This is a genomic window from Microbacterium sp. CCH5-D1 (assembly GCF_001557335.1).
In the GTDB taxonomy this organism is placed as follows: domain Bacteria; phylum Actinomycetota; class Actinomycetes; order Actinomycetales; family Microbacteriaceae; genus Microbacterium; species Microbacterium oxydans.
The window spans coordinates 1-19,988 of the sequence record NZ_LSJW01000015.1 but is presented as its reverse complement, the minus strand read 5'-3'; the positions used below and the strand labels follow the sequence as shown (position 1 = coordinate 19,988).

At 67.5% G+C, this 19,988-nt stretch carries 23 protein-coding genes and 1 pseudogene; 4 read left to right on the top strand and 20 right to left on the bottom strand.

Annotated elements, in window-relative coordinates:
- The 3 genes and pseudogenes from AX744_RS01200 to AX744_RS21785 all read right to left on the bottom strand — a co-directional run.
- Positions 1–1,033 (bottom strand): heavy metal translocating P-type ATPase (locus tag AX744_RS01200; RefSeq protein WP_197429138.1); only part of this gene is annotated, 1,033 nt, incomplete at its 3' end.
- A complete protein-coding gene (cmtR, locus tag AX744_RS20455) occupies positions 1,030–1,389 on the bottom strand; it encodes a Cd(II)/Pb(II)-sensing metalloregulatory transcriptional regulator CmtR (protein ID WP_016465417.1) in 360 nt (119 codons plus the stop codon). The genes cmtR and AX744_RS01200, both read right to left, overlap by 4 nt.
- 138 nt (positions 1,390–1,527) lie before the next feature.
- Positions 1,528–1,668, bottom strand: a pseudogene (locus AX744_RS21785) (FAD-dependent oxidoreductase); the annotation flags it as partial.
- A gap of 83 nt (positions 1,669–1,751) precedes the next feature.
- Here AX744_RS21785 and AX744_RS01190 point away from each other — a divergent pair.
- Positions 1,752–2,111, top strand: a complete 360-nt coding sequence (locus AX744_RS01190; protein WP_061015170.1) for an ArsR/SmtB family transcription factor — start codon at positions 1,752–1,754, stop codon at positions 2,109–2,111.
- Between the two features lie 3 nt (positions 2,112–2,114).
- On the opposite strand, the gene AX744_RS01185 is transcribed toward AX744_RS01190, so the two are convergent.
- The 3 genes from AX744_RS01185 to AX744_RS01175 form a co-directional block, all read right to left on the bottom strand.
- On the bottom strand, positions 2,115–3,209 hold the full coding sequence (locus AX744_RS01185) for a hypothetical protein (protein ID WP_157543490.1): 1,095 nt from the start codon (positions 3,207–3,209) through the stop codon (positions 2,115–2,117).
- Between the two features lie 341 nt (positions 3,210–3,550).
- On the bottom strand, positions 3,551–3,898 hold the full coding sequence (locus AX744_RS01180; protein ID WP_061015168.1) for a helix-turn-helix domain-containing protein: 348 nt from the start codon (positions 3,896–3,898) through the stop codon (positions 3,551–3,553).
- Complete coding sequence (locus AX744_RS01175) at positions 3,888–4,766, bottom strand: tyrosine-type recombinase/integrase (protein ID WP_231728716.1); 879 nt, start codon at positions 4,764–4,766, stop codon at positions 3,888–3,890. The genes AX744_RS01180 and AX744_RS01175 overlap by 11 nt, the downstream gene beginning before the upstream one ends.
- A 165-nt stretch (positions 4,767–4,931) precedes the next feature.
- Between AX744_RS01175 and AX744_RS01170 the strand changes: the two genes are divergently transcribed.
- A complete protein-coding gene (locus tag AX744_RS01170; RefSeq protein WP_061015166.1) occupies positions 4,932–5,216 on the top strand; it encodes a transposase in 285 nt (94 codons plus the stop codon).
- The gene (locus AX744_RS01165) at positions 5,213–6,088 is read left to right on the top strand and encodes an IS3 family transposase (RefSeq protein WP_157543489.1); all 876 of its coding nucleotides are present in this window, start codon (positions 5,213–5,215) and stop codon (positions 6,086–6,088) included. The genes AX744_RS01170 and AX744_RS01165 overlap by 4 nt, the downstream gene beginning before the upstream one ends.
- A gap of 1,032 nt (positions 6,089–7,120) precedes the next feature.
- Here the strand turns inward: AX744_RS01165 and AX744_RS20150 are convergent.
- From AX744_RS20150 to AX744_RS01150, 3 genes are all read right to left on the bottom strand, one after another.
- On the bottom strand, positions 7,121–7,876 hold the full coding sequence (locus AX744_RS20150) for a hypothetical protein (protein WP_157543488.1): 756 nt from the start codon (positions 7,874–7,876) through the stop codon (positions 7,121–7,123).
- A 133-nt stretch (positions 7,877–8,009) separates the two neighbouring features.
- Complete coding sequence (locus tag AX744_RS01155) at positions 8,010–8,573, bottom strand: type II toxin-antitoxin system HicA family toxin (RefSeq protein WP_061015163.1); 564 nt, start codon at positions 8,571–8,573, stop codon at positions 8,010–8,012.
- 28 nt (positions 8,574–8,601) lie between these two features.
- Complete coding sequence (locus tag AX744_RS01150; RefSeq protein WP_061015162.1) at positions 8,602–9,027, bottom strand: hypothetical protein; 426 nt, start codon at positions 9,025–9,027, stop codon at positions 8,602–8,604.
- A 124-nt stretch (positions 9,028–9,151) separates the two neighbouring features.
- On the opposite strand from AX744_RS01150, the gene AX744_RS20445 reads away from it, so the two are divergent.
- Positions 9,152–9,319, top strand: a complete 168-nt coding sequence (locus AX744_RS20445) for a hypothetical protein (protein ID WP_197429136.1) — start codon at positions 9,152–9,154, stop codon at positions 9,317–9,319.
- 10 nt (positions 9,320–9,329) lie between these two features.
- Here AX744_RS20445 and AX744_RS01140 read toward each other — a convergent pair whose 3' ends face one another.
- The 11 genes from AX744_RS01140 to AX744_RS01090 form a co-directional block, all read right to left on the bottom strand.
- Positions 9,330–9,947 carry a prepilin peptidase gene (locus AX744_RS01140; RefSeq protein ID WP_061015160.1) on the bottom strand — a complete coding sequence of 206 codons (618 nt, stop codon included), beginning with the start codon at positions 9,945–9,947 and terminating at the stop codon, positions 9,330–9,332.
- 10 nt (positions 9,948–9,957) lie between these two features.
- Positions 9,958–13,284 carry a LysM peptidoglycan-binding domain-containing protein gene (locus tag AX744_RS01135; protein ID WP_061015159.1) on the bottom strand — a complete coding sequence of 1,109 codons (3,327 nt, stop codon included), beginning with the start codon at positions 13,282–13,284 and terminating at the stop codon, positions 9,958–9,960.
- A gap of 92 nt (positions 13,285–13,376) precedes the next feature.
- Positions 13,377–14,396, bottom strand: a complete 1,020-nt coding sequence (locus tag AX744_RS20930; RefSeq protein WP_231728715.1) for a hypothetical protein — start codon at positions 14,394–14,396, stop codon at positions 13,377–13,379.
- Positions 14,390–15,004, bottom strand: a complete 615-nt coding sequence (locus AX744_RS01125; RefSeq protein WP_061015158.1) for a hypothetical protein — start codon at positions 15,002–15,004, stop codon at positions 14,390–14,392. The genes AX744_RS20930 and AX744_RS01125 overlap by 7 nt, the downstream gene beginning before the upstream one ends.
- A gap of 12 nt (positions 15,005–15,016) precedes the next feature.
- A complete protein-coding gene (locus AX744_RS01120; RefSeq protein ID WP_061015157.1) occupies positions 15,017–15,439 on the bottom strand; it encodes a TadE/TadG family type IV pilus assembly protein in 423 nt (140 codons plus the stop codon).
- 3 nt (positions 15,440–15,442) lie between these two features.
- The gene (locus tag AX744_RS01115; RefSeq protein WP_061015156.1) at positions 15,443–15,889 is read right to left on the bottom strand and encodes a TadE/TadG family type IV pilus assembly protein; all 447 of its coding nucleotides are present in this window, start codon (positions 15,887–15,889) and stop codon (positions 15,443–15,445) included.
- Complete coding sequence (locus AX744_RS01110) at positions 15,886–16,218, bottom strand: TadE family protein (protein ID WP_231728714.1); 333 nt, start codon at positions 16,216–16,218, stop codon at positions 15,886–15,888. Before AX744_RS01110 ends, AX744_RS01115 begins: the two co-directional genes overlap by 4 nt.
- 88 nt (positions 16,219–16,306) lie before the next feature.
- Positions 16,307–16,510: a hypothetical protein gene (locus AX744_RS01105; RefSeq protein WP_061015154.1), complete on the bottom strand. Its 204-nt coding sequence runs from the start codon at positions 16,508–16,510 to the stop codon at positions 16,307–16,309.
- A gap of 129 nt (positions 16,511–16,639) precedes the next feature.
- Positions 16,640–17,521, bottom strand: a complete 882-nt coding sequence (locus AX744_RS01100; RefSeq protein WP_061015153.1) for a type II secretion system F family protein — start codon at positions 17,519–17,521, stop codon at positions 16,640–16,642.
- Positions 17,518–18,384, bottom strand: a complete 867-nt coding sequence (locus AX744_RS01095) for a type II secretion system F family protein (protein ID WP_061015152.1) — start codon at positions 18,382–18,384, stop codon at positions 17,518–17,520. The genes AX744_RS01100 and AX744_RS01095 overlap by 4 nt, the downstream gene beginning before the upstream one ends.
- Positions 18,381–19,988, bottom strand: a 1,608-nt coding sequence (locus AX744_RS01090) for a CpaF family protein (RefSeq protein WP_061015151.1), incomplete at its 5' end; no start/stop codon positions are given. The genes AX744_RS01090 and AX744_RS01095, both read right to left, overlap by 4 nt.

The window sequence follows — 19,988 nt, the reverse complement described above, 5'->3', positions numbered from 1 at the left end:
TCAGGGTGCCGGTCTTGTCGACCGCGACGTGGCGGATCACGCCGAACCGCTCGAACACGGCCCCGGACTTGATGATCACGCCGAACTTGCTCGCTGACCCGATGGCGGCCACCACGGTCAGCGGGACCGAGATCGCCAGCGCGCAGGGCGATGCCGCGACCAGCACGACGAGTGCGCGGGTGATCCACAGCTCCGGGTCGCCGAGCAGCGACCCGATGATCGCGACGAGAGCGGCGAGGATCAGCACGCCGGGCACGAGCGGGCGGGCAATGCGGTCGGCGAGACGGGCGCGGTCTCCCTTCTCCGCCTGCGCCTTCTCCACCAGGTCGACGATCGTGGTCAGCGAGTTGTCCGTGCCGGCCGCGGTCGTCTCGACCTCCAGCGCCCCCGCGGTGTTGATCGCACCCGCCGACACGGCATCGCCGGGCTCGACCTCGACCGGGATCGACTCCCCCGTGATCGCGGACGTATCCAGGCTGGAACGTCCCGTGCGGACGACGCCGTCGGTCGCGATCCGCTCGCCCGGCCGCACCAGCATCAACTGACCGACAGCCAGGTCCTTCGCGGCGACCTCCACCGAGACGCCGTCGCGGCGGACGGTCGCGGTCTCCGGGACGAGCTTGAGCAGCGCCCGGAGCCCGCCGCGAGCACGGTCCATCACCTTGTCCTCCAGCGCCTCGGCGATCGAGTACAGGAACGCCAGGGCGGCGGCCTCCTCGACGTAGCCGAGGATCACCGCGCCGACGGCGCTGATGGTCATCAGCAGGCCGATGCCGAGCTTGCCCTTGAACAGCTTCCGGATCGCGCCCGGGGTGAACGTCGACGCGCCCAGCAGCAGACCGATCCAGAACGCCACCAGTGCCGGGATCTCCATCCCGGACCACTCCAGCGCCAGGCCGGTGAGGATGGCGACGCCGGAGAAGACCGGGACCATGATCCCGCGGTCCCGCCACCAGGGGTGCTCCGCCTCCTCGGCTTCATCGCCTATGACAGTCTCGGGCTCGTCGTGCTCGCAGCCGCACGCCGCGCTCACTCGCCTGCTCCCGTCCCGCAGCAGCCCGGCACGGTGCACGAAGAGTCCACGCAGGGAGCGTGCTCGTCGACAGCAAGCGTCACGTCCACCAGTGCGGTGAGCGCCGCCGCGAGGTGCGGGTCGGCGATCTCGTAGCGCGTCTGCCGCCCCTCAGGCTCGGCGACCACGATGCCGCAGTCGCGCAGACAGGTCAGGTGGTTCGAGACGTTCGAGCGGGTCAGCTCCAACTCGCGCGACAGCACGGCCGGATAGCTCGGGCCGCCGAGCAAGGTCATCAGGATCCGGGAACGCGTCGGGTCCGCCATGGCCCGGCCGAGCCGGTTCATGACGTCGAGGCGAGAAGCAATAGTCAGCATGCACTGATTTATACAGTGCTTGCTGACCCACTCAGCCCCGGTCGGGTAGCCGCTTGCTGGCGCCGTCCAGCCGGTCGGCTCGAGAAGGCGTCGCGCTGCGGCATCGGTGAGCTCCGGCCACCCGGAGAACAGTCGCACGTGTCCCCACTCGGACACGGCAGCACCGGCCGAGCCGCCCCGCTCGACGACCACGGCGTCAACGCCGCGTTCGGTCAGGTGGGCGGCTGCAGCCAGGCCCTGCGGACCGGCACCGATGACGACGACAGGAAGCTCAGACATCACATCTCCTCAGATCGAAAAACTTCAATACGAGAACACTCGCTTACCTATCGAAGTTTGTCAATACGTGTCAGACTATCCGCATGAGCCTTCCCGTGACCATCGAGCAGAGCACGTGCTGCGTGCCGCGCATCACCGCATCGATCACCCCCGAGGAGGCCGAGCGTTCCGCTCGGGTGTTCAAGGCCATCGGTGATCCGACCCGCGTGATGCTGCTCTCCCTTATCGCCGGCACCGAAGGCGGCGAGGCCTGCATCTGCGACCTCATCGAGCCGGTCGGATTGTCACAGGGGACGGTCTCGCACCACATGAAGCTCCTCACCGACGCCGGGCTTGTCACCCGCGAACAGCGCGGGAAGTGGGCGTACTTCGCGCTCAACGACGGGGCGCTCGAGGCGGCTGCGGATGCGCTGCGACCTGCCGCGCTGGGCAGTGCGAACTAGTAGTCATCGACGCACGGCTGGGTAGTTCGACCAGATCCCGCCGGCTTTGCTCTTACGCCGGTCCGCCGTGTGGTTGCCGATTCCGATGACGTCGGCAACCACGGCCGAGGGCATCCGCATGCTCAGCAGGTTCATCCGGGTCTCGCGTGACACGCGTGGACGGATCCCGAGTTCCGTGAGGCGCAGCCTGATGTAGGCCGCAGTCATGTGAGCGCCGGGCGAGAGTCCCTCGAACAGCCAGCTCGATTCCCCCGCGGCGTATCCCCGTCGCGGCGCGGCGGAGAGGTGCCGTCTGACGATGTCCCCGACCCGGTCATCGAGCACGACGGGCGTGACCCCGAACCGCACGGTCACCTGCGCCCCGGTGGCGTCTACTCGGTCGCGAGTCATACTGACGGCGCGTCCGAGGATCTGCGCATAGAGGAGCATGAACAGCCCTGCCACGCGCACTTCCAGTTCCACATCTTCTCCGTTGAGCAGAAGGTCGATATCGCGCCACAGCTCCTCCTCGGTCACGTTCGACATCGTGTTTCGTGCAGCCCGGACGTTGGTGGCGAGGTCGCCCGTCAGCCGCGTCTTGGTCGCCCACCGCACGAAGTGCTCCACGGGCTCTCGCGTCTTGACGCGGGCGATGTAGTGATCGAGCGTGCGTTGATCAAGGTCACTGACGGCGAGCCCGCGAGCATCCATCCAGGTCAGGAACCGGACGACCGCGGCCAGTTTCCCGCGCTGGCCGATGAAGGCCTCGTTGGACAGGTCTCGATCGCGGTCTCGATAGCGCCTGTGAAGCTTGGGCAACACGTCCCATCTGTAGAAGCGGCGGAGCTTGTTCCCGGTCGGGCGCTCGAGAGTCGCAGCCACCGCGGCAACGTGCAGCGTGAGCTCGTGCTGCAGCACGTGGATGTTCGGCAGCACCTGGGCTTCGATGAGCAGACGCCGGAAATACCGCGTTGCTGGCCTTTGCTGGAGTTGATCAAGAGACGAGTGATCAACGGGCAGCGCGCCCGTGGCCATGCCGCGCAGGGTCTCTGTGACGTGCGGCCGCCGCAGCCAGCGCACCACCGAACGCGGGTCCATCGGCGCGTTCGCAAGGTACACGCGAAGCCTGGTCAGCTCGATCGGAGCCGATCCCTTGGGTCCGATGAGCTCGTCCAGTCGTGCCTGCAGCCGGCATCGCCCGCAGTGCGTTCCGGTCAGGAACTCCTCACTGCCGCACGTGCGGCACGCGAACCGTGGCGGGTGTCCGGCGCAGATCGCACAGGTGATCACGCCTTCATCGGTGCGAAATGCGAGGACTCGGATGTTCCCGCACAACGGACACTCTGACGGGTTCCTGCGGAGCGCGCTGTAGCAGACGTTGCAGATCTTCTCGCCGAGCAGCGAGTAACGGCCCGCGCTCGAACGCCCGCAACGGTCACACGTCTGTGACGGCGTAGCCGTCATCGGCCTGGATCGGCGGGACGATGAAGTCGCGCACGCACAGGACGAAGGTCCCCGATCGCCGTGTCACGCCCCCGCCCAGTGCCCGTCTTCTTCGCCGCTGCCGGTCGCGCCACGACAGTGATGAGGTCGTTCGGCTGGCATCCGAAGATGCGGCACAGCGCCGCAAGAACTTCGACGTTCAACCGCTCCGGTGCTTTGGTGACCAGTCGATACACCTGCTCGCGGGACAAGACGATGCCCTGCTCGCGCAGCGGCGCGAGCAGCTCCGTGGTCTGGAACATCCCAGCCTCGGCCATCAGAGCACGCAGGTGCCAGTCGATCGGCCCCTTCGAGTCAGTCCCCATCACGGTCCTCCGTGTTCCTCTTGAGCGCATCAGCGAGCACCCGGTTCTTATAGTCGTCCCCGACAGACGTGTAGATCGCCGTCGTCGAAGCGAACGTGTGGCCCACCTGATCCTGCACGAACTTCTCGCTGTAGCCCCACTCGATGAGGTTCGTCACATAGGTGTGCCGCAGCGAGTGCAGAACCAGCTCTTCCGGAAGTCCGGCTTCGTCGCGCAGCTCGGCGAAACGGTCGTTCAGGTAGCGGCCACCGATTCTGGTCCTGCGCTCCGTCGGCCAGAGGATGTCCGTCTCCCAATCACCGACCACCCGCGGCCGGCCCTGGTCCACCCAATGGGTGAGGCCGTCAACGACCCAGTCGAACTCGGGCAGAGTCAGCACGGTCCGTCGCTTCGGACCGGTGCCCCGACTGCCCTTCCCGTGCCGGACATACACCGCTCCGAAACTCCCGAACCCCGGGGCCACCGGGTTCGACCGCAGATCGGCAACGTCGAGCCCAATGCACTCGGAACGCCGCAGCCCAAAGGCGTAGATGGTCTTGAACATCTGCGCGTTCCGGAGCGCAGCAAGCGCACCCTTCCTCCTGGCACGTACGATCGCCTCGACCCGAGCATCCGCAGCATCGAAGAACCGCTCCAGCTCATCGAAAGTGAGGGCACGTCGCCCGGGATCCCCCTCATGGTCGAGCAGGTGCGAGATCGTGTTCCAGTCATGGCAGATCTGCTGCGGCGCATCCCCGAACCGAGCCAGACACTCCGCCTGCCAGCCGTACCGCGGGTCAGTGAGGAAGTCGCAGAACAGACGGATCCTCGTCTGATACCCCCGAATCGTTGACCGCTTCAAGGGACCCTTGCCGGGTCGCACGCGCACTGAATAGTCCTCGAGATCCCGCGGCTGCCACTGCCACGGGTACGCCGCGCAGAACTCGGCGAAATCCTCGATGAACCGCCGGCGCGAATCGATGGTGGTGGAGCCTGCCCCGCTTTTCCGGACACCTGAGTTGAGGCGATGATCGTCTCGGAAGGAGTCCGTGAGATGCCTGCTGCTCACCCACCGGAGTTCCGGCGTCGAGCCCTCGACCTCGTCGCCCAGGGCAACCCTGTCGGTCAGACCGCTCGTGATCTCGGGATCAGCGAGTCCTGTCTGCGCAACTGGATGAAACGCGACGTGGTCGATTCTGGCCGCAAGCCCGGCGTCACGACCGATGAGCATAAGGAACTCGTCGAGCTGCGTCGCCGGAACCGGGTGCTGGAGATGGAGATCGAGATCCTCAAGCGGGCGTCGGCGTACTTCGCGCGGGAGAACGTGCTCCCAAAATAGGGTTCCGGCTGGTCCAGGAGCTCGCCGCGGACGGGATCCCCGTCGCGGTGGCCTGCCGGTTCCTGAACGTCTCAACCTCCGGCTACTACGACTGGAGAGATCGGTCGCCGTCGCCCCGAGCCATCGCAGATGCGGAGCTGACGACCACGATCCGTCGCATCCACGCCGACTCCCGCGAGACATACGGGGCGCCGCGCGTACTCGCCGAGCTGCGGCTCGGGCTCGGCGTTCACGCCGGCCGCAAGCGCGTGGCCCGGCTGATGCGGCTGGACGGCCTCGTCGGGGTGTCACACCGTCGGAAGCGCCGTGGATGGAAGCCTGACACTGCCACACACGAGGATCTCGTGAAGCGGCAGTTCCGAGCGGACGCGCCGAACCGGCTCTGGTTCTGCGATATCACGCAGCACCGCGCGAAGGATGGGTGGGTCTACTGTGCCGCCGTGCTCGACGCGTTCAGCAGGCGGATCGTGGGGTGGTCGATCAGCGACCGGATCACCGCGGAGATCGTCATCGACGCGCTCGAGATGGCCCGCTGGCGACGCCGCCCCGACCCCGGAACCGTGGTTCATGCCGACAGGGGAGCGCAATACACCTCCTGGCTCTTCGGTCACCGACTCAGGCAAGCCGGCCTGCTCGGATCGATGGGGCGCGTCGCCTCTTCCGTTGACAACGCCCTCATCGAGAGCTTCTGGTCGGTCATGCAACGCGAACTCCTCGACCGCACAACCTGGGACTCCAGGACCCAGCTCGCGTCCGCAATGTTCGAGTGGATCGAGGGCTTCTACAACCCCCGCCGCCGACACTCCGCTCTCAACTACCTCAGCCCCGCCGACTACGAAGCCCTTCACACCACCGCCGAAATCGCGGCATGATCAACAAACAGAACCCGTCCGGAAAAGCGGGTCAAGCTCCGGTCGCCTGCAAACCGCGACTTGTCTGCTGGTTCGCCCAGCCATCCAGCATCGACTTGAAGACGTACTTCCCCTCATCGAGGGCGACGACATTTCCTGTCAGCCGCAGCGAAGAGCGACCATCAACATCTGAACCAGAACGCACCCCTCCATGGTTGCAGCAGTTGCATCATTGTTGCAACCACTCTCCATGATCTTCACCCGCAGAGGCTGTTGGACACGTTCGTGAAGCACCACCCCAGCAGGCAAGAAGGTGACTTGGTAGCCGAATCACCCTTGTCGGCACCATACGCGACAGCCACGCCGCCCGTGATCCACTCCTGGGCTCGGCGGCCAGCTCCCGCCGAGCCTCCTGCCGCGACCGAGAAACTCCAGATCAACCATGCAATCGCAAGCAAGTGATGCATCTGATGTCGATACTGCTTGGTCCTTTGTTCATCGCGAATCGTCCGCACACGCTGCGAGGGTACCCGCAGGTCGGACGGGCAGTGCTGATGTCCGGCTATCGCGGTGCGCCCCACCAGGGAGGAGGGGCGACGATATCGAAGTCATCCGCCCCCGCATCGTGCAGGTTGTCTAGGAGTGCTTGTCTCACTCCGAAAGTCCAATGCTGCTCTTCTGGCCTAAGTGAAAAGCAGTCGTCATCGCCGGGTCGACCGAAGATGACGAGACCGTGGTAGCGCTGGGACGCAGTCCCTGAGGGGGCAGGTACCGTCACGGGGAACGTGGAGTATCCCGTGGCGCCCGACTTCGACAAGACGTTAACGAATCGGTCGCTAGCGATTTTCGTCGGTCCGGTCGTCCACAAGAGATCGCCAAATCTCTGGCCCTTGTTCAATCGAGAAAACTGAGGCTGTTGTGTGCGTTCGGAGAGCCGTCCCCACTGAAGATCATGAAGAAACTGTGAGTGGTCGGAGGCGCTCTCATTGGGCGGCCACTTGATCCCGATCCATGCGTAGCCCCTTCCAGAGCGGGCTTGGATGAAGGCTGCTTTTAACATGTGTAAACGAAGAATCCGACGAGGGATCTCATGTAGGCCAAGATCTCGTCCTGCGGTGCGCTGGCTGAGGCTGCAAAAAACTCGTCCCATTTTGCGTTGTAACTTGCCGCTTGACTCTGATGATTTGTGGGGACTCCCGGCTTCGAACACCACCAGAGCCCGTACTGGGGATCATCGATCATTAGGCCGGCTTGCTCGAACACGGCGCGGTACTTCTGTGGCAGTTGATGGTGCGCCTGGTAGTCAGGATTGTCTTGCTTGGTTCGGGTCACGAGGTTGTCCCGGAAGTTTGCAGCTGTGAACGGTTTTCCAACCCACAGCGGGACCATCTTCATCTGAGTCGGGACGCCCGCCTGCGTCATCTCGACCCAGAAGTATCCTTCCTGCGTCAACGGGATAGGACCAGTCGGTTTGGTGCAAGCGGCTGGCACCGCGACTACAGATGCGACCCGAACCAGCTGACGCCCGCCCGCCGGTCGCGAGGTGTCGGGAGGTACAACCACGGTTTGTTGTGCGCTGTGCGCCTCGGGGCGATTGGGTGAATAACAGACGATGCCGAACGTGATGGTGACGTTGGCGGCGCTGGTGGTGGAGTTGTTTCCAAGGCCCACGCTGACGGGGGCTAGCAAACCGGGATAGACGACGGGTGGTGCCGCGAGAACATGGCCATCGGTCAGCGCGAAAGAACCCGCAGCGTGGGCGGGCGAGGCGATGCCCAGTGAACCGAGGGCCAATAAGGTCGCGGCCAACGCTGCTGGGATGATGTGTCGTCTACGAGTCCCTGATTTCACGAGCCTGGCCCTTCATTGGCGCGGGCCGAATCAGGTTGATTCGTGCGAGCATCCGCACACGCTGCGAGGGTATCCCCTCGGGCGGCGGCGGTCAGGGGGCGGACTGGGTGATGTCGATGCCGGTGAGGCGGCGGATGTCTGCCACCAGGTTCGGGTAGCTCCTGCTGTCACTGGGGGTGTGCGGAATGGTGATGAGCACCCCGGGCCGGTCGGGATGGAGCGCCTTGCGGTGGCCGCCCCGCGGCGCGGTGATCTGGAAGCCGTGACCGCGCAGCAGCTGCTCGAGCTCGGCGGTGGTGGTTGGCATCCGCCGTGAAGGTCCGCCGCCGGCGCGTCTCGCGCGGCGAAGCGGTGTGATGTCGGGGTCGACCCGCACGAGACCGACGATGAGGGCCTGGTCGTCGTCGGGGACGATGACGCCGAGGTCTCCGCGGATGTACAGCGTCCCGTTGTGCTGGTGCGTGGGCTCGGTGGAATGCGGTGAGGAGATCGCACGGTCGACGTCTGAGACGTCAATACCGAGCTCGAGGATCTGAGCCCCCGCTTTACGTGAGAGCCGGCGCCCTTCCGGCGTGCTCCGAGCCGCGGCCGCGGCGACCGCCCGGGGAGCGACACGCGCGGCGATCTGACGGGGAGTGGGTAGGCCAGAAGTCATGTGCTCGCGTTGATCGTTTCGTCGAGGGTCAGGGCATCGCCGGTGAGAGGCGCCAGAACAGCCACGCCAGACCGTGCAGGGTGAGCGGGAGCAGCAGACCGGTCACGATGCCGGCGACCGCGAAGACGTAGAACTCCGCGGCGACGAATGCGATCTGATTGAAGAACGGTGCGAGGGCCAGAGCGACCCACTGCAGCGGCGTGATGGTGTGGAGTCTGCCGCCGTTGCCGCTCACGATCAGCATTGCGAGGAACACGGCCGTGATCGCGATGCCGAAGAGCAGCCAGGTCATCGCGGTGCCGGCGACGATCGAGAGCGCCAGACCTGCGATCCCGCCCACGATGGCGACGATCGAGAGTCGTGTGTTGTTGAATCGGCGTGCCTTGTCGCCCCATACGTAGAGACGGGTGCTCCACGCGGAAAAGTCGAGCCGGCCGCCGGCTGCCTCGGTCATGATCAGATTCCCTTCTCGTCGGGGTCAGGTACTCATATAGGCCGCGGCACCCCGCCTTCGCGGACACGACGCCGGCTGTGGATTGTGGGAATGGCGGATGCCGGCGAAGTCCTACGCTCGGGCGATGGACGACGCGATGGAGGCGCAGGTGCAGCCGCGCTGTCGCGACTGCCGGGTGGTGATGCGCGATCGTGCCGGAGGATGGGTGTGCCCGGAGTGCGGGTGGGTGATCCCGGTCGACCAGTCGATCGCGGCGCCGGTGTTCACCGGGCCGTCGATCTGGGGCGGCTGACCCGGGGCGACTAACCGGCCAGCTTCGCGGCGATCGTGACCAGCAGCGCCGCGGCGACCAGGTAGGGGCCGAACGGCAGGCGCGTGTCGGCACCGGGTGCGCGACGTCGACGGGCGAGCAGGATGCCGGCGTGCGGGATGGCGAGGATGTAGCCGGCGACGAGCGCGTAGAGCGGCAGCATCCAGCTGAACCATCCGGCGAGCAGCCCGATTGCGAGGAACAGCTTGATGTCTCCCGCGGCGAGGGTGCCAATCAGGGCGATCGCTGCGGCGACAGCGAAGATCACCGCGGCGGTGGTGACCGCCTGAGCCAGTAGCTGCCACTGCCCGGTCGTGGTCGCGAGCCCCGTCCAGTACCCCAGGAGCGCTGCCGCCAGCGGGAAGGTGCCCGCATTCGGCAGTCGGCGGGTTCTGCCGTCAATGACGGCTAGAGGCACGCCCACGGCCGCGAACACTGCGATAGAGCCCCACTCCCCCACCCCGAGGTGCGATTCGGCCGCGAGAGGCGCTGTGAGCGCCGCTGAGAGCCCGAAACCTGCCACGAGGGCACCGAGGCACCACCACAGCAGCCGAGGAGCCGCAGAACGGCGCTGCGGCTCCTCGGTGCGTGCGGGGTGTTCGGTCACCATGGCGTCGGGATCAGCTGGCGACGGCGTGCCGCCGGCGCAGCTGCTCGATGAGCTCTTCGGTCTCGGGCTCCGGCTCGGCGTAGTCCGGGTCGATCTGCGTCAGCGCGTGCTCGAGTTGCGTGACCAGGCGCTCGACGCCGGCGCCGTCGCCGGCCATGTGCTCAGCGCGCAGCGCGTCCCGCCAGAAGACCTCGTTGATCGGGTCGACCATGCGGCCGATCGCGGCGGCCATGCGGGCGTTGCGGGTGTTGCCCTCGCGCAGCGCCCTGGTGGCGAGCTCGTGGGCGGCGTCACCGATCGCGGCGATCATTTCCTGGCGCAGCGTCTCGGCCCACACGTAGTACTTCTCCTTGACGCCGGAGATCGGCTGACCCTTGACCAGGCCGAGGGCGCGCACGAGGTTCTCGGTCGTCGCGGCGGTCGGATCGGTGCCGATCAGGGCGAGCCATTCGTCCCAGTCGCTGGTGAACGTGTCGGTGAGGGCGTAGACGCCCTTGGTGGCTGGGACGAGGTAGCTGTGTCCGGCGCGGTCCTTGCCGAGCCAACGCCGCGCCGCCGTGGTGAGGCGGTTGCGCGACGACGTGCCGCGGGCAGGGTCGCTGCCAGGCCACAGCGCGTCGTGCACCTGCTCGGTGCTGGCCTCCGGGTGGGTGGCCACGAACGCGATGAGCTCGATCGCGCGCAGACGCTGCGAGTTCCACTGCTGCGCGTTGCTCGGCGCTTCACCCTGCGGGTTGAGCACGGTGACCGGCCCGAGCAGCTGCAGCCGCGGCGAGCGGAGGTCGACGATCGGCGCGAGGGTGCTCAGATCGTGAGCGGTGTCGTCGACGGGGATCGCCGCGGTCCCGACCGTGTCTGCGATCGGAGCCTCGTCGGCGACGGCGGTCTGCTCGAGCACCTGGTCGACGGGAGCCGCGTCGACCAGGTGCTCGGCGGGAAGCTCCTCGGCGTCGACGGCCGTGCCGTTCGGGTCGAGCTCGGCGGTCTCAGCCTCCGGGTAGGTAGGAGCTTCGTCTGTGGCGCCCTGGAAGATCTCGTCGAGCTCGACTTCGGCCGACGCCGAGGAGTGCTCGACGGCGGGCTGGTCGTTGGCGACGGTGAACAGGACGAGGATGCGGGCGTACTCTTCCGCGGTGACGACCTGCGGGGTCAGTGGCAGGGTCGCGCCGTCCGTGTCCGGGATCTCGAGCTCGGCCGTCGTGCGGTCCTGCAGACGGAAGTTCCAGCCCCCGGCCAGGTGGCCGGCGGAGATCGCGGCGATCCCCACGCGCGGCACACGGCTGACAAGCTCGGCGAGCTCGAGCCGGGTGTGCTCATCGGGAAGCTGGCCGAGCACGATGATCTCCGGGGTCCACGACTCCGCCAGGGGGCCGGCGGTGCGCGCCTGCTCGAGGCTGGTGATCCCGGCGTCCTCGAGCGCCGCGGTGACCTCCTCGGCCTGTCCGCGCAGATCCCGGATCAGCGCGTCGACGTCGTCGACGTGACGGACCCTGCCGGAGCCGACCGCGTCGGGCAACCCCGCCGCGACACCGACGAGGGTGACCTGCAGGTTCTCCGCCCAGGTGCTGGTCGCGAGCTCGAGGGCCAGAGCGGTCAGCGCCGCCTCCTCGAGCTCGGGGGTGCCGTCGATGTTGAGCGAGCCGAGCTTCTCGAGATCCACGAGCAGGTGGGCGTGGTTCTCGTCGTGGCCGAGGGTAACCAGCGCCGGGTATGGCGCAGACGGGGTGCGCTCGAGCGGGGCGAGGTCATCGAAGCCGATCGACCACGCCATCTCGTCGGGGGTGTCCTGACGGAACGGTGCGGGCAGCTGCGCAGGCTCGTCGAGGAAGACCGAGATCTCCTCGGCCGACAGCCGCAGTGCGTACAGGGCCGGGAGGGTGGCGCCGGTGTCCTGCGCCCACACCGCCAGCATCCGCAGCGCGTGGTCGACGGCATCCATCCCCTGCGGGTTCTCCACGGCGCGAAGCTCGAGCTCGACGGTGGAGATCTCCTCGGCGGGCATCGCGATGCGCTGGCCGGGTTTGCGGTTGCGGCGCTGCTGGATGCGACGCAGACCGAGGAAGCTGAGCAGCCCGGCGGCGAGTACCCCGCCAATGCCGAGCGTGCGCCAATCGGTGACGACGTCGGCCCAGTCGGAGGCGTCGCTCGCTTCGGCGGCCTCGTCGACCTCCGCCGGCGCGGGCGCTGCCTTGGCAGGTGCGCTCTCCTGCGGTGCCGGCGCCGTCTCAGCCTCGCCGCCATCGGTCACGAAGCCGAGACCGGTGTCGGCTTCCGCGCCCTCGGCGGGGTCGCCGGCCTCGCCGGCGCCGCCCGTCTGGTCTGCGGTGTCCTCGGTCGTCGACGAGCCTTCGCTGCCTACACCCTGATCGGCGGGCGGTGTGGACGGTGCGGGAGCCTCGGCCGGCGCCTCGGTGACCGCCGCGGCCGCGGCGACGTCGGCGGCGGGGATGGCGACCGTCCATCCGGGCACGATGAGGTTCGGGTCGGAGATCTGCCGCCCGTCAGGCTGAGTGATGTCGCGGGAGGCCTCGTAGATCTCGGTGTACCGCTCCCCCGAGCCGAGCTCGTCTGCGGCGATGTCCCAGAGAGTGTCCCCGGAGACGACGGTGCGCTGCTCCTCGCCGGCCGGTGTCGCGCTGGCAACGTCGGCGGCGGCCGCTTCCGGGAGCTCGAGCACCATGCCGGGGTCGATGCCGTCGCGCTGCCCCACGGTGTAGCCGCCGGGCTGCGGGCGGTCGCGGTTGAGGTCGACGATCTCCTGGTAGCGCTGACCGTCGCCAAGGTGCTGCTCGGCGATCGCCCACAGCGAGTCGCCGGCCTTCACGGTGTAGGTCTGCGCGGCCGCCGGCGCCTCCTCGGCCGTGGCGGGCGCCGGTGCGCTTTCAGTTGCGGAGGAGGGCTGGTCGGTGTAGCTGGTGAAGCTGGCTGACACGCTCACGGGGGCGACGTCGGCCGCGGTCGGAGTGGCGGCCATGGCGGCGTTCGGCGCGAAGATCGCGATGATGGCGGCGATCAGGACGCCGGCAGCCTTCTGCTGCACTCCCAGACCGGGCAGCTTCATCCGCTTCACGCCGGGGCCTGACGTGGCGATCCGCAGCTGGTTCGGGATCTCCGCGAGGTAGCCGATCGCGAAGGTAGCCCACGCGGCCCACGCGATGAGCGGGATGACAGTGCCGACCAGGAACTCCCCGCCGTAGTCGGGCATCGTCAGCGCCGACATCAGGCGATCCCACGAGGGGATCGGATTGCCGGCCAGGAAGACCAGCGCAGCAGGCAGACCCACCAGCAGCGCGGCAGACAGGATGAGAGCTCCGAGCCCTGCGGTGATTCGCCTCACGGTCGTCTCCTCGATTTCAGCGTCAGCGCCCGCGCGGTGCGGGTCCTACGTCATATAGGCCCCACAGCTGGCGGTTCGCGGACATCTGGCTTTCACCCGCCGACGTTGACGGTCTGCAACTCGTTGACCTCAAGCGGGACCGAGCTCGAGGTCGTCAGGTTGATCGTGCCGCTGGGACCGGCGACGGAGGTCCACTCCACAACCCACTGGCTCGTCGGGGTGACGGTGTAGCGATCGCCACCCTGAGACTCCGAGGTCGTGCGGTAGCGATAGCCGCAGGTCGGCGAGTCGGTCACGCCGTAGCCGGTCGTGTACGCGGTTCCGGTGCCGCCGCAGACCTGCGAGCCGCCGTCACCCATGTCCCACCGGACGGAAGTCACCCGCGCGGTGGCGGTGATGGTCTGCCCGCCGAGGGTGGCCGTCTCGGTGTACGGTCCCCACGTCAGCGGCTGCGGGTTCTCAACCCAGAGCCACACCGGCACGCCCACGTAGGAGCGGCGGTGGCCCCAGGCCGGGTTGACCTCGGGCGCCATGCCGATGTCGATCCCGCGCAGCTGGAAGGTCGAGATCAGACGCTCTGCAGCGACGCCGGGAGGCAGAACCTGCAGGCCAGGCGGGACCGTCTCGGACCAGAAGTTGGTCTCCTGGCCGACACCAGGCGAACCACCCGGCGTCGGGTTGAACATGATGCAGCCGTAGTAGCCGGCCTTGTCGGAGTACCCCGGCGGGCGTGCCGGCCAGGCGCCGTCCTTCATGAACACGTAGCACTGCCGAGTGTTCGACCAGTACGACGTCGAACCGCCGCAGTCGATGATCGCGTAGAACCGTTGATAGCTGCCGCCATCGAAGACGCGGATGTCGGCCTCCGTCCAGCCCAGCTGCAGCAGCGCCGACTGCGAGTTCTCGTAGTAGCAAGTCGGCGCACCAGGCGTCCACCCGTTGCTGTCCGGGTTCGGTGCCGGGTCAGAAGGAACGCTCGAGATCGTGATGTAGCAGCGGTTCAGTTCATCGCAGTAGACGCCGCCAGCGGCCTGAGCGGGCGCAGCAGCAACAAGTGTGCCCGCCACCAGTGCGACGATGGCGGCGAGTGCGGCTATCCCTCGTCTCAGCATGTGGTGCCCAAGCTGATGCGGTCATTGACGAGCCACGTCTTGCTATCCGCGTCGTAGATGACATGGAACTCGACTTCATTCCGCGGATTCGGATTCGTCATGGCAGGGGTGCCGTCTGCAGTGGTGGTGATCCGCTCGGAGGCATCAAAGCATCCGGGAACGATCACGAGACCGTTGGCGATGCCTTCGTACTCCTGTCCATATGCGGTCGAGGGTTCGAAGATGAGCCTGCCTTCGACGGTGGCCTGTCCCTCGATGCTTTCGCCGTTCTCGTTCAAGATGGGTCCGTTGGCGGTGCGGGCAGCATCGGCCTGAGCTTCGGCAAGGGTGCGCCCTGTGGCAACCGCCTCGAAGAGCTCGGGAGTGTGGCCGCCGTTGGCGTCCACCTGCGCCCAGGTGTCGAGGAGCAGGTCGATCGTGGCTTCTGCCTGACTGATGGCCTCGTCCTCGTCGGCGGGTGCTTCGCCCGTGATGGAGGTCGCAGACGGCGTGGGGGTGGGGGTTTCGCTCGCGCTGCCGCTGGGGTTAGGAGTGCCGGTGCCCGTGCAGGCGGTCAGCGTCAGTGCGGCAGCGATGATGCCGGCGAGGGCGAGGCGCTTGGTGCTCATGGGGGGCTGCTCCTATTGGGTGATGATCTCGGCGGTGGCGGTTGCCTCGGCGGGGAGGGTGGCGATGCCGATGATGGAAACGAACTTGGTGCTGTACGACGTTTCGACGCTAACGGTGATCCGGTTCCCGACGACGTTTACGGTGCCGGTCATGCCGGAGGCTTCGATGTAGTCGGTCGCAGCGATCTGTGCCCGGGTGTTGTCGAGGCTGATGCCGCCGTTGGAGACGACCTGCGCGGCGACGGCGTTGGCGGCGGCGCGGCTGGCGCCGGAGGCGATGGCTTGTGCGTTCTCGTTGGCCTGAATCTTCCCGGCGCCGTCGACGACGAGTCCGACGATGAGGACGAGGGCGGGAACGAACACCACGAAGAACGGGGTGATGGAGCCGCGTTCGTCGTCGCGGAGCTTGCGGAGCAGCTGGCGGATGGTGGTCACGGGTCAGCCTCGCTCTCGGTAGGCGTCGACGGGTGAGGCGGCCGACGAGCTCATGGTCCGGCTTCCGGGGATGCCCGGGAGGGTGATGTCGGCGAGGCTCACGTCGCAGTTGACGGCGGCGGAGACGGTGCCTGTGGTGCCGATGGCGGTGTTGAGTCCGCTGGCGTCGACGTTCACGGTGAGGGTCGTGCAGTTGATGCCGGACTGGCTCATCGCGCGGCGTGCAGCGTCCTCGGCGTTGGTGACCGCAGTGCTGGCGTCTCGGGAGAGCGATGCGGCTCGCGCGGCGGCGTAGGCGGCGCTCTGGGTCGCGTTGTCGGCGAGGGCGGTTCGGCCGCCGGCGACGAGGACGAGGATCAGCATCGCGATCACGGGCGCGATGATGACGATCTCGGCGGCGTTGGAGCCGCGCTCGTCGGCCAGGAGGCGCTGGCGAAGGCGGGTGATCATGGCACCCACCTTTCGACGGGTCCGGTAATCGTCCTGGTGACGGCCGTGTTGACTCCGGGAAGCAGGCTGGGGGTGACTGCGGTGACTGTTGCAGTCACGTCGGTGGCGGTGCGGGTGACGTTCACCGTGACGTTAGTGAGCATTCCGCCGACTTGTTCGGCGGTGGCGGTGCCAGCAGTGATGCCATCCGCGGTGGTGGCGTCGTAGAGGCGGGCGGCCTCGTAAGCGTTGACAGCGGATGCGTGGACCAGGTTGGTGCCGTGATACCAGAGCCCTCCCTGCACGATCGCGAAGATCAGCAGTAGCAGCGCCGGCATGACGATGGCCATCTCCGCGGTCTCGAAGCCGCGCTCGTCTCGCCCCGCCCGCCGGAGCGGACGGAGGAGACGAGCGCGCGTCGAAGCCATGGTCAACAGATCAGTTACTGGGGAGGAGGTTGATCTGCCCCGTGACCCATGCGGTGATTAGTCCGATTGCGGTGCCCGCTAGAAGGACTGAGCCGACGACCAGGAAGATCTTTTCCGCGGTTTCGAGGCCCTCTTCGGGCTGCTCGCTGAGCTCGCGGTAGCGGCCCTTTGCGGCCTCCACGGCGAGGGTGATGCGCTCGGTGGTCTTGCTCATTTCTCTCTCTTTCCGGGGTTGGGTGGTGCGTGGACTGCGGTTTTGAGTTGGAAGTCAACTATGGGTGTGCGTCTTGGGGAGGCGTTACTTCATATAGGCCGCTCACCTGGCTGTTCGCGGACATGGCTCTTATGTCGCGAGGAGATTCAGGATCAGGGGGGTGATGATGATGCCCACGTAGACGAACAGGGTGGTCGCCAGAGGCATCTGCATCCGCTCGCTCGCGCTGTTCGCTTTCTCGTGCTCCTCGGCCAGGAGCTTGTGCCGGAGGGTCTTTCCCCTCGATCTGAGTGTCTCATATATCGATGCGCCCTCCTCCCCCGAAAGTCGGACGATCTTGGCGACGTCGGCGAGATCCGGCACGTCGATCTCGTCGGAGAGGGTGCGCAGTGCGTCCCAGGGAGCGACGCCGGCGTAGCGGGCTCGGGTGAGTTCCTGGCGGATGCGGACGAACACCCACGACCGTCCGACGTCGGCGGAGGTCTCGAGTGCGCGGGCGGCGGTGGCGCCGCGCTTGCGCTCTGCGGCGACGAGCTCGAGGTAGACGGCGACCGCTCGCGTGAACTCGGCGCGGGCGTCGTTGGCCTTGGAGCGGATGTCCTGGTCGACGCTGAACCACAGCCACACTGCAAGGGGCAGGCCCAGCAGCGCGGGGATGTAGAACGGCAGGAAGTTGAGGGCTTGAGCGAACAGGCCCAGCACGAGCGGGGACAGCAGTCCGACGAGGGCCAGGAGCACCTTGTCGTAGTAGTACTTGTCCAGCGGCATCCCAATCAGGCGCAGATCGGTGGTGGGCACCTTGAGCCAGGACCGTTCGGGAAGGTGCTCGGCGACCCACGATCCGATGCGGTGCTGCAGTGAGTCGTCACCGGGCTCGGCGGCGGCGATGGTGGTGTTTGTGAGCCGGTCGAGGGTCGCCGCCAGGTGAGGCTGACGCGGCATGAGCGCGCTGACGATGAGCGCGACGCCGGCGCCGAGGATCAGGCCGGGGATGAGTGCGAGCAGGTTCACAGCGCGTCCTCCTTCGCTTCGGGGGCCACGAGCAGCCGGGGTGCTGGCTTGCCCATGCTGATCGAACGCATCCACACCAGCAGGAGGCCGAATAGCCCGACCCAGATGACCAGCAGGATCTGCCCCAGCGGGGTGCCGTAGGCAGCGGTGTAGCTGCCGAGGAATGGCAGCACCGCCAGGACAACGAGGGTGGCGATCGCGACGATGCGGACCTGCGTGCGCGGCTTGGCGCGGTCGGTTTCGATCTGCCGGCGCACCTTCACTTCCTCGAAAATGATCTCCGCGAGGTCGTCGAGGGCTTCGGCGAGGCCGGCGCCGCGGGCCTGCTCTTTGAGCAGCAGGTGCATCACGATCAGGTCGGCGGTCGGGTCGTCGAGGTCGCGGGCGAACGCCTCGAGCGCTTCACGGGTGGGCCAGCGTGCGTTGAGGCGGGCCACGAGCGAGCCGACCTGCGGCTTGATCGCCTCGGGGGCGGATGCGAGGGAAGCCATCAGCGTCTGTTCGAGGCCCGCGCCGGCGACGGTGAGGCCGGAGAGGCTGCGCGTCCAGGTCTCGAGGGCTTCGAGGCGGGCGATCTTCTGCGGGGCGTCGCCCTTGCCGAGGAAGAGCGGGAGGGTCGCGCCGGCGACGGTGGCGATGGGCACCAGGATGAGCCAGCCGGAGTAGATGAACAGCAGCACGCCGGCGCCCAGACCGATCGCGGCCCACAGCTGCTGCTGCCGGCTGAACAGCGGCGTGGTGCGCCTCGAGCGCACCGGCTTGGCCGTGCCGGGCTCGGGCGCCTGGTAGGCGAGCCCGAACACGACCAGGACGCCGCCGGCGGCGGCGATGAGGATGGCGATCAGGATGCCGGCTGTGTTCATGCGCTGGCCTCCCCGGCGTAGGGCGTGAGCTCGGATTCCTTGAACCCGACCTCGGCGAGCTTGTCGAGCAGTTCGCGCGAGGGCAGCTGGCCGAGCTCGAGCGTCTGGGTCGCCTTGTCGAAGGTGAAGATCTTGCTGAGGGTGGGGCGGGCCACACCGTAGCTGTCCTCGCCGGGCTGGATCTCGCAGATCGCGGTGATCACGCGCCGGGCCTTGCCGGTCTCGTGGTCGCGGATCTTCGCCATCTGCACGATGAGGTCGATGTTCTGCGCGATCTGGCGGTAGCAGTAGGCGGGTGTCGCGTTGGAGCCGTCCTTCATCATGAGGGTCACCATGCGCTCGATTGCGTCCTCGGGGCTCTGGGAGTGGAGGGTGCTCATCGAGCCGACGCCCGACTGCATCGCCTGCAGCATCGCGTTGATCTCGGAGCCGCGGACCTCACCGACGATGAGCCGGTCGGTGGTGTGCCGCAGCGAGTCCTCGAGTCCGCGGATCAGCGGGAACTCGCCGGCCCGCTCCCCCGCCGCGCCCGGTTCGCCTTCGCCGGGACGGTACTCGAAGGCGATGACGAGGGGGTGCTTGACGGGGTTCTTGTGCAGGTAGAGCTCGCGCTCCATCTCGATCGTCGCCAGCTTCTCGTCCGGCGGGATGCAGTCGGCCAACGCACGCAGCAGCGTCGTCTTTCCCGATGACTGGAAGCCATTGGTGACGAGGCTCAGGCCGGCGCGGACCGAGGCCTCAAGGAACCGCGCCGCGAGCCGGGTCATGGTGTGCGTGGCCACCAGGTCGTCGAGGGAGATGTCGACGTGACGGTGGATACGGATGGTCACCGAGGGGCGCTCGGCAACCGGTCGCGCGAGCGCAGCCAGACGGGCGCCGCCGGGCAGGTCAAGGTGCAGCGAGGGGCGGGAGGAGTTGAACGACCGTGCGCCCTCGCCGCGGCGGGTGGCGATGAAGTTGATCTCCCGCTCGAGCTCGTCGTCGTTCTGCGAGACCGGGTGGGGGTACTTCTGCCGGTTGCCGCCGGCGAAGGTCAGCCAGACGTTGTCGTAGCCGACGATGTCGATGTTCTCGACGCCCTCGATGTCGACGAGCGGCTGCAGCCGGCCGAGCCGGAACATGGCATCGAAGACGGCCTGTGCGACGTCTTCCTGCAGGTCGAGGCTCCACGGCTCCTGCCCGTGCCTGGTGAGGTCGTCGACTCGAGCGCGGATGAGCTCGGCGGTGTGCTGCCGGGCCATCGCCTCGCGTCTCTTATCGGTGAGGGTGGGGTTCGCTTGTCCTGCGTCGGCGAGGATCGTCGACACTGCGTCGCGGATCTCCGAGACCGCGTCCCAGGGGATGCGCCCCTGATCCTCGAACATCGCGGCCGCGCTGCGGCGGGTAGCGGCCGCGCGGGTCGGTGTCACGGGGGGCGGGACTGCGCCGGCGACGGCGGGTGCGAACGGGTCGAGGGTGCCGGCTGCTGCCGGGGGTGCCGGTTCGGTCGCGGGCTGTTCGGTGCGAGTGGTCGCGCGCAGCAGGTGGCTGGCTGCGGGGTTCGCCTGCCGAGGCTGGCCGGGCGCGAACAGGGGCAGGGTGGAGAGGTCTGCGGGGTCCGGGGT